This is a genomic window from Streptomyces sp. NPDC059456, from assembly GCF_042750055.1.
GTDB lineage: Bacteria > Actinomycetota > Actinomycetes > Streptomycetales > Streptomycetaceae > Streptomyces.
This window is the reverse complement of record NZ_JBHYVA010000388.1, coordinates 1-7,911: the sequence shown is the minus strand read 5'-3', so window position 1 is coordinate 7,911 and position 7,911 is coordinate 1. Positions and strand designations below refer to the sequence as shown.

Annotated in this window: 8 protein-coding genes and 2 pseudogenes; 3 read left to right on the top strand and 7 right to left on the bottom strand. The window is 70.8% G+C overall.

Features of this window, described 5'->3' with window-relative positions; translation table 11 throughout:
- Positions 1-555: 555 nt before the first annotated feature.
- The 3 genes and pseudogenes from ACFXA3_RS27730 to ACFXA3_RS27720 form a co-directional block, all read right to left on the bottom strand.
- Positions 556-903, bottom strand: coding sequence for an ArsR/SmtB family transcription factor (locus ACFXA3_RS27730; RefSeq protein ID WP_385191142.1), 348 nt, complete (start codon positions 901-903; stop codon positions 556-558).
- Positions 900-1,346: an SRPBCC domain-containing protein gene (locus ACFXA3_RS27725; protein WP_385191140.1), complete on the bottom strand. Its 447-nt coding sequence runs from the start codon at positions 1,344-1,346 to the stop codon at positions 900-902. The genes ACFXA3_RS27730 and ACFXA3_RS27725 overlap by 4 nt, the downstream gene beginning before the upstream one ends.
- A gap of 368 nt (positions 1,347-1,714) precedes the next feature.
- Positions 1,715-1,936: pseudogene (locus ACFXA3_RS27720) on the bottom strand (LysR family transcriptional regulator); the annotation flags it as partial.
- Positions 1,937-2,175: 239 nt separating this feature from the next.
- On the opposite strand from ACFXA3_RS27720, the pseudogene ACFXA3_RS27715 reads away from it, so the two are divergent.
- A pseudogene (locus tag ACFXA3_RS27715) lies at positions 2,176-2,289 on the top strand (IS5/IS1182 family transposase); the annotation flags it as partial.
- A 19-nt stretch (positions 2,290-2,308) separates the two neighbouring features.
- On the opposite strand, the gene ACFXA3_RS27710 reads toward ACFXA3_RS27715, so the two are convergent.
- From ACFXA3_RS27710 to ACFXA3_RS27700, 3 genes are all read right to left on the bottom strand, one after another.
- Entirely contained in the window at positions 2,309-2,593 is a 285-nt protein-coding gene (locus ACFXA3_RS27710; RefSeq protein ID WP_385191138.1) for a hypothetical protein, read from the bottom strand.
- A gap of 60 nt (positions 2,594-2,653) precedes the next feature.
- Positions 2,654-3,649, bottom strand: a complete 996-nt coding sequence (locus tag ACFXA3_RS27705) for an alpha/beta hydrolase fold domain-containing protein (RefSeq protein ID WP_385191137.1) — start codon at positions 3,647-3,649, stop codon at positions 2,654-2,656.
- Between the two features lie 158 nt (positions 3,650-3,807).
- Positions 3,808-4,731: an SDR family oxidoreductase gene (locus tag ACFXA3_RS27700; RefSeq protein ID WP_385191135.1), complete on the bottom strand. Its 924-nt coding sequence runs from the start codon at positions 4,729-4,731 to the stop codon at positions 3,808-3,810.
- A gap of 138 nt (positions 4,732-4,869) precedes the next feature.
- Here ACFXA3_RS27700 and ACFXA3_RS27695 point away from each other — a divergent pair, with 138 nt between their 5' ends.
- Together ACFXA3_RS27695 and ACFXA3_RS27690 are read left to right on the top strand one after the other, a co-directional pair.
- Positions 4,870-5,490, top strand: a complete 621-nt coding sequence (locus tag ACFXA3_RS27695; protein ID WP_385191133.1) for a TetR family transcriptional regulator — start codon at positions 4,870-4,872, stop codon at positions 5,488-5,490.
- 1,117 nt (positions 5,491-6,607) lie between these two features.
- Complete coding sequence (locus ACFXA3_RS27690) at positions 6,608-7,558, top strand: aminotransferase class IV (RefSeq protein WP_385191131.1); 951 nt, start codon at positions 6,608-6,610, stop codon at positions 7,556-7,558.
- Here the strand turns inward: ACFXA3_RS27690 and ACFXA3_RS27685 are convergent.
- A complete protein-coding gene (locus ACFXA3_RS27685; RefSeq protein WP_134068654.1) occupies positions 7,527-7,823 on the bottom strand; it encodes a hypothetical protein in 297 nt (98 codons plus the stop codon). The two genes, ACFXA3_RS27690 and ACFXA3_RS27685, sit on opposite strands and share 32 nt — an antisense overlap.
- Positions 7,824-7,911: the final 88 nt, after the last annotated feature.

Sequence of the window (7,911 nt, the reverse complement as noted above, 5' to 3'; positions counted from 1 at the left end):
TGTGTCGCGCGGCCCCCGCGCCCCTGCACCTGCGGGGGGGGGGTGCTCGGGAGCTGATCGGCGTCCCCCCCCCAGGCGGGGGTGCACCCCGAGACCGCGGTGCTGTTGTACGGAGCGGGCCGTGGTCGGTGGTGAGCCGGTCGGCGATCCACTCCCACCAGCGCGGGTTGAGTCCAGTGAGCAGGATGCGGGCTCGCTCCGGTGACGGACCTCTCCAGGTTGAGGATCCGGAGGTTCGGCGCGACCGTGTCGAGGAGGGCCGGCGCTTCTCCCAGGGCCAGGAGAAGGGCGCCGGACGCGCGGAATTGCCGCCTGTGTCAGATCGACGTGCGTGCGGGCGTCGGTGACGTATGCCTCCGGCAGGGACGCGTCGCCGGGGTGCGGAAGGATCTGGTCGACCCCGCGCCCGAGCATGAGGTCCCTGGCGGGGAACACCTGCACGAGTTCACCGCCCGTCCCTCCAAGCCGGCGAGCTCGTGTAGGTGACCGGCGAGGCGCCGTCCGGCGAGGCGCCGTCCTGGCGACTGCCGGCCCGGCCGCCCCGGCTCGCAGGCCTCAGGGCTCCTCCGTCGACTCGGCAATGCGCTTGATTCGCGCAAGGCGCCTGTCCCAGTCGGCGGCGAGCGCGGCCATCCAGCGGGCCGTCGCGTCCAGCGCCGCGGGACGTAGCGCGTACCGCACCTCGCGTCCGACCCGGCTGCCCGACACCAGACCGGCGGCATCCAGCACGGCGAGGTGCTTGACCACGGCTTGGCGCGAGACGGGGAGCCGGTCCGCGAGCGCCGTCGCGGAAGCCTCGCCCTGCGCCGCGAGGAGGTCGAGCAGTCGCCGTCGCGTGGGATCGGCCAGGGCGGCGAGGACGCCGTCGAAGGCCTCCGCCTCGCCGCGGTCTTCGTCCGTCACGCGGAGGACTGTTCGGTGCGCTTCTTGAGGGCGTCGAGCACCTGGGGCCAGCCTCCGGTGTTGTCCTTCACGGCCTTGGCGCGCAGGTCCTCGGGCCCGGCCAAGGACGCGAATCCGCTCTCGATGACGCGGAGCCTCGTCTTGTCGCCTTCCGCGGTCAGCGTGAACTCCACGAGGGTGCTGTTGTCTTCGCGCAGTTCCTCTCCCGGGAACGCGCTGGCCCAGCGATACGCCAGGTAGGTCTGGGGCTCGACCTTCTCCACGCGCACCGGGAAATCGCCGTACTCGGCGTTCCGCGCCACGAGGGACTCTCCTTCCCGCGCCAGGGCGCCGGACGCGCTCGCCGGGTCGGCGACCCAGAAGCCGGGCTCCGCCACCAGGGGCCAGACCCGGTCCACGGGTGCGTCGATCAGGGTTTCGCGTTCGATCCGGTCTTCGCTCATGACGGAACTCCTTCATCCGCGATCCAATAGTGCAACTCCAGAGTTGCACGTCAGTCCTTCATGTGCAACCCGGAGGTTGCGTCTGGGTCCTCGCGCCGACGAGCACCCCGCCGATCGTCCGCGAAGGGCAGGGTGACGTGGATGGCGACCAGGCCGTATTCAGGCCCTGATGGAGAACGTCGGCGGGCAGGTGACACCAGCCTGATCCGCCGATGCTTCGGGGGACCTCGCCGAGGCGGAGGACTTCGCGCTCGAACAGCCGCTGCCGATGCCGTGAAAACATCACCCGCCCCACAAAACCCGTTCGAACCCGCACGTAAGCACGATCGGTGCAGCACGGGTCTTCAAAGGTCTTACGGGCCGGGGCAACGCCTTCGGAACGAGGCGACCTCCTCCCGGAGTTCCATGGCGCGCGGCGTGGGCACGAGCGTCTGGCCGGCGCGGACGAGCAGCGGGTCGCCGACGGTGCGGCGGAGTCGGGCCAGGGTTCGGCTGACCGCCGCGGGCGAGGTGCCGAGGCGTTCCGCAGCTCGGGTGACGCTGTTCTCTTGGAGCAGGGCGTCGAGCACGCGCAACAGGTCGAGATCCACGAGCGCCTGACGCGAAGACGTGCGGTATTCCCTTCACCTCTTTCAACGAGATGCTGTGCAGCAGTCCCCCCCCGTGGTCGGGAAGGCGACGTCCTGGCCGTCGTCAGTCAGAGCGGACCGACCGGCACGGTCGTGCAGCTCTGGGACTGCTGCGGCCCGGCCAACCAGACCTGGCACGCGCCCGCGTGACGCGCGTGGCAGCCCCGTCAACCGAATTGCCCTCAACCTCGCGCGTTAAAGGGGGCTCCAAAACCGTACGAAGCCCGGTTGACCGGGGCAGGAACGGCAGCAAGCACCATCTGATCACCGACGCCACCGGCATTCCGCTTGCCGCCACCCTGACCGGCGGCAACCTCAGCCTCGCCTGCTCACTCATCTGCCGGCGACGCCTGAAGTCATTCCGACAGCGGTTCCAAGGGCCGGTGAGGGTATGGAGACCAGTGTGGCGCCGTCCTGCGGCTTGGCCACCTCGCCCGGTGACGGGCCGTTGACCCGGAAGACGATGCCGGCGCCCCACGCCGCCTCGCCCGTGCCGATCCGCGCCCTGGCCTCCAGGTACGACTCATCGGCGAAGGCGGAGAGCGCCCCGGCCTCCGACTTGATCACCACGTCGTACCCGAGTGCTGTCAGTTGCTCGACGCCGAGCGGTGTGGGCAATTGGTTCGGAGGCGCCGGCGGGATTCCGCACGGGGTGCAGGCCTTCAGACCTGCGGGTTGTTAAGCGGTCGCCGTTTCCGGGGTCTTCGCGAACTTCCGGACGAGGTAGTCGTTCAACGCGTGGTGGAAGCTCGTCGCAAGGCGGGACTGCGGGGCGAACAGGTCAAACGCGTGGTAGGCGCCGGGGTAGAGGTGTAGCTCCACGGGGACGCCCTGGGCGCGCAGGCGCGCCGCGTAGTCGAGGTTCTCGTCGCGGAAGAGGTCCAGCTCACCGACACCGATGAAGGTCGGGGGCAGGCCGGCGAGGTCGGTCGCCCGGGAGGCGGCGCAGTAGGACGTCACGTCGTCGGTGCCGACGCGGTCGCCGAGGATGGCCTGCCAGGCAAGGATGTTGGTCGCGCGGTCCCAGATGCCGATGTCGGTGATCTCGTGGCTCGAGTCGGTCGTGTTGCGGTCGTCGAGCATCGGGTACATCAGCAGCTGGAACAGCGGAGTCGCCGCACCGCGGTCGCGGATCAGGAGGGCCGTGGCGGCGGCGATGCCCCCGCCTCCGCTCTGGCCGGCCAGACCGACCCGGGCGGGGTCGAGGCCAAGATCGGCGACGTTGTCGCTGAGCCACCGGTAGGCGGTGTATCCGTCCTCGGCGGCGCCGGGCGCGGGGGTTTCAGGGGCCAGCCGGAAGTCGACGCTGACAACGGCGCAGCCGAGTGCCGCGCAGAGCGGCTTGAGCCAGGGTGCGTCCTGGGCGGCGTAGCCGAGCACCTGCCCACCGCCGTGGAACCACATGATGACCGGCAGCGGTCCAGGCGCGTTCTGCGGACGCAGTAGGAGGATCGGGACGTCGGGGCCGTCGGCGCGCGGCACCTGGATCTCGTGGGCGGTGACGGTGGGCTCGTCGGGGATGGTGTTGGCGATGGATTCGGCCATGGCGCGGACGCCGGCCCGCGTGCCCTTCAGATCGCTGAGGTTGAACACCCCGGTCGGTGTCATCGGTACGGCCTTCAGGACCTCGGCGAGCTCGGGGTCGATCCGCTCGCGCGCGTTTTGAGTGTTCATGTTGTTCGTTCCTTGCGCTGCGCTGCGCCGCGATGCGATGCGATGCGGCGCGGGGTGCGGGGGGTACGTGCAGCAGCCGATCGCGTGGGAATGGTGGCCGGTTTCGCCGCGCCGCGTGAATGCCGGGCGGCGGACCGCGTGGACGGAGCGGGAGCGGCTCAGCGCGCCGTGGTCCCCGGCGCGCCGAAGTAGTGGCCCTGGGCGAGGTCCTCGATGAGACCGGGCTGGACCGGCTTCCAGCCGAGGAGGTCGCGGGTCAGCGTGCTGGAGGACGGGTTGTCGGCCTGGGCGTGGGCACCGAGGAAGCCGAAGTGGTCGTCGGCCTGCGTCGGCGGGATGCTGACCACGGGCAGGTCCAGCCCGCGACCGATGGCCTCGGCGATCTCCCGGAAGCTGACCCCCTCGTCGTCGACGGCGTGCAGCCGCGACCCCGCCGGAGCGGACTCCAGCGCCAGCCGGTACAGGCGTGCCGCGTCGAGTGTGTGCACGGCGGGCCAGCGGTTGGCCCCGTCGCCGACGTAGGCGGCGACGCCCTTCGACCGGGCGATGGAGATGAAGGTCGGGATGAAGCCGTTGTGGTCGAGCGTGCTGTGCACGCTCGGAGCGAGCCGGACGACGGACGAGCGGATACCGTGCTCCGCGAGTGCGGTCACCGCGTTCTCGGAGTCGATCCGCGGGCCTGCGTCGAACGCGTCGGCTTCGGTGAGGGCGTCCTTCAAGCCCGCAAAGGCGAACAGCGCCGTTCCCGAGGTGGCCACCAGGGGCTTGCCGGTGCCGGCGAGCGCGTCCCCGAGCGCCTCGACGGCGCGCAGATCCGATGCGACCGCGCTGTCGAAGTCGCCGGCGAACATGGCGTCGTGCTTGAAGGCCAGGTGGATGACGCCGTCGGCCGCGTCGGCGGTCGCGGCGAGGCCATCGAGATCGTCGAGGTCGCCCCGGTACACCTCGGCGCCGGCGGCCGTCAAAGCGGCGGCGGACTTGTCCGAGCGGGCCAGGCCGACGACCTGGTGTCCCCCGTCGAGGAGTTCGGGGACGACGGCGGAGCCGATGTGTCCGGAGGCCCCGGTGACGAATACGCGCATGGTTGCGCCTTCCTGCTGCGGGCTTCCCATCGGAGGCGGGGAGCCGTGATGTCAGTTGATGACATCACCGTAACATCGATGTCAGTCACTGCCATCACTGTGATGTCAGTTTCTGTCATCGCGGGATAGGATCGGAGCATGAGCCGATGGAAACCCGACGCACGAGGCCGCCTGGAGAAGGCGGCGCTGGAGCTCTACAACCACAAGGGCTTCGACGCCACCACCGTTGCGGAGATCGCCGCCCGCGCCGGGCTCACCGAACGGACCTTCTTCCGGCACTTCGCCGACAAACGGGAAGTCCTCTTCCCGGCCGCCAACCCCCTCGCCGACACCCTCGCGAACGCCACGGCCGCCGCCCCCACTGGGCTCCCGCCGCTCCAGGTGATCGCCCACGCCCTGACCGAAGCCGCCCCCGTCCTCGAAGAACGCGCGGACCTGGCACGGCAACGCCAGGCCGTCATCGCCGCCAACCCCGAGCTCCAGGAACGCGAACTGGCCAAACTCGCCGCACTCGCCTCCACGCTCGCCGGCACGCTGCGCGAACGCGGCCTGGAGACCACCACCGCCGCACTCGCCGCCGAAATCGGGATCGCCGCGTTCAAGGTCGCCTTCGAACGCTGGATCAACGACCCCGACCGGCATGCCCTCGCTCAGCGAATCCGGGAAACCTTGGACACCGCCAGGCACCTCACCGCGCCCGCCGAACACGTCGCCACGGCCGACGACGTGAGCTTCACGGGCCATGAGGGAGTGGCGTGAACGTGGCAGGCGCCATGAGCAAGGGGACCCGGGCCGTCCGCCCTTGCCGTGGTCCGTCTCGTCTCTGCGCGGGTCGCGCAGCTGCCGCAGGCCCGGAGCCGGCGGCCGGATGAAGGCGTAGCGGCCCAGGAAGTTGATGTGGTCCTACCGGAGTGGGCGAGCCGGGCGAGCAGTTCTTCGGTGACGGGGAAGCCGAACTGCACCACGGTGTTGAGTGCCAGGCCGAGGGCGCCGAGCTGGTCGAGAACCGGCCTCGCCCGTTGACGGCCCACCCACGTGCCCCACGACCAGTGACGGCGATCACCGCGCGCCCATCGATGACAGAGCCGCCGCCCGGTCGAACCACGCACAAGACCGGGCTCTTCCACCGCGCCCGTCGGGAACACGGACCGGCAGGGACCGGGAACACCACGCCAAGCCCCCAGCGCCGAATCACCCCGCTCCAGCCTTCGCACCGGCCGCACCGGCCGCACCGGCCGCACCGGCCGCACCGGCCGCACCGGCCGCACCGGCCGCACCGGCCGCACCGACCCTGTTCGAGCCGCTTCAGCGCCCGGTCCGGCTCTTCCAGGTGCTCACGCGCCCGCGCCCGCGCCAACAGGGTGGCTACGTGAGACCGCTCGAAGACCGTGCTGCCCCCTCCGATTCGTCGCGCGCGTATGTGCAGGTCACCGGCCGTAGGACCCTGGCCCGCTCCCGGGAACTCGCCGTTGCCCTCCCCGCCTCGTACACGGCCGCTCGATCCGCTGGTCCATCCCGACCTCGGCGAGGTCGTTAGCCGACCCACCACAGCGCCCGCGCATGGACATCACCCTCCGCCAACGCCCCACGCCGGCCGGCCGGTTGCCCATCGGCCGCCTCGACCACGTCCGGGCCCCGGCTGCCGGTGGTGTGCCGGACCAGGACGGGGCGCCCCTTCTCCTCGATGAGGCGTCGCTCCGCGGCCGCATCGCCGCGCGAGGTGCGTCGACGGTGCCTTCCGGTGGGCCGAACCGCGCCCATGACGCAAATATTGACTGCTGATTGTGACTGTCTTGACAGTTCTTCACGGACAAATCTAGAGTTCGGCCAGGGCTCCCTGTGGGCCGCGTCCAGAGGGTTGCCGATAGGGGTAAGTGTGTCTTCTGAATACGGGCAGTTGATTTGGCGCAACGGCACCTTCATGCCGTGGGAAGAGGCGACGGTCCACATCAGTTCCGTCGGACACGCCTCGGTCTCCGCCGCGTTCGAAGGCGTGCACTCCTACTGGAGCGCCGAGCGGGGGGTCCTGCACGGCTTCCGGCTCCGCGACCACATGCAGCGGCTGCTGGACTCGCTCCGGCTGAGCTGGCTGGAGCCCGAGTTCGACGCGGACGCGCTCGTCGCCGCCACCGTCGAGCTGCTCGCGTCGTGGGAGGCCAGCGGCAAGGACCTCTACGTGCGCCCGTGGGGCTTCGCCGCCGGGACGCACAAGGAGCAGATGGTGCCGCGCGGCACTCCGGCCGAGATAGCCATCGAGACCTGGGAGTTCGAGAGCAAGCTCGGCCGGGGGCGCACCTGCACGCTCGCCGTGAGCTCCTGGCCCCGCTTCAACCCGGGTGCCTCTCCGGCGTCGATGAAGGTGTTCTCGAACTACCACAACGGCCGGCTGGGCAATGTCGACGCCCGGGCCCGCGGCGCCGACTGGCCCGTCTTCCTCAACGGCGCCGGGAACGTCACGGAGTCGTCCGGCTCGTGCATCGCCCTGGTCAAGGGCGGCCGGATCATCACCCCGGACCTGGCCAGCGGGGTCCTGGACAGCATCACCCGCAAGACCCTGTTCCAGCTGGCCGAAGAGGAACTCGGCCTGACCGTCGAGGCCCGGCCCGTGGAGCGCACGGAGCTGTACCTCGCCGACGAGATCTTCCTGATGGGCACCGCGGCGGAGGTGCTGCCGGCCGTGGAGGTCGACGGGTTCCGCCTCGGTGACGGCAAGACCGCGGGGGAGGTCACCCGGGCGCTGGAGGCGTGCTACCACGACACGGTCCGCGCCGTCACCGCCAAGCACGACGAGTGGCTCACTCCCGTTCCGGCGGCGCCGGCACGCTGAAGCGCGGCTCGGCCGCCCGGATGCGGGCGGCGTAGAGCGCGGGGTCGAGGCCCAGTACGCGGAAGGCCGCCAGCCGTACGAGCAGTACCGGGTGGGCCCCGCGGCGGTACAGGGCGGCGACGTCGCCCCGCAGCAGCTCGTCCCGCTCGTCGGCGGTCAGCGGGCGGTCCGCGAGCTCCCGCCGCGGGTCCGCCCGCAGCCGTTCCAGGGTCCCCGGCTCGTGTGCGATGTCGTAGCAGAGACGGTCGATGGCGTGGACGCTCATCAGGGGGTCCTTTCGTTGTGCACGGGTGCCCCGTGCGGCTCCGGCACACGTCGTTCGCGTTCCGGAGCCGTTCGTGTCACCCGCACCG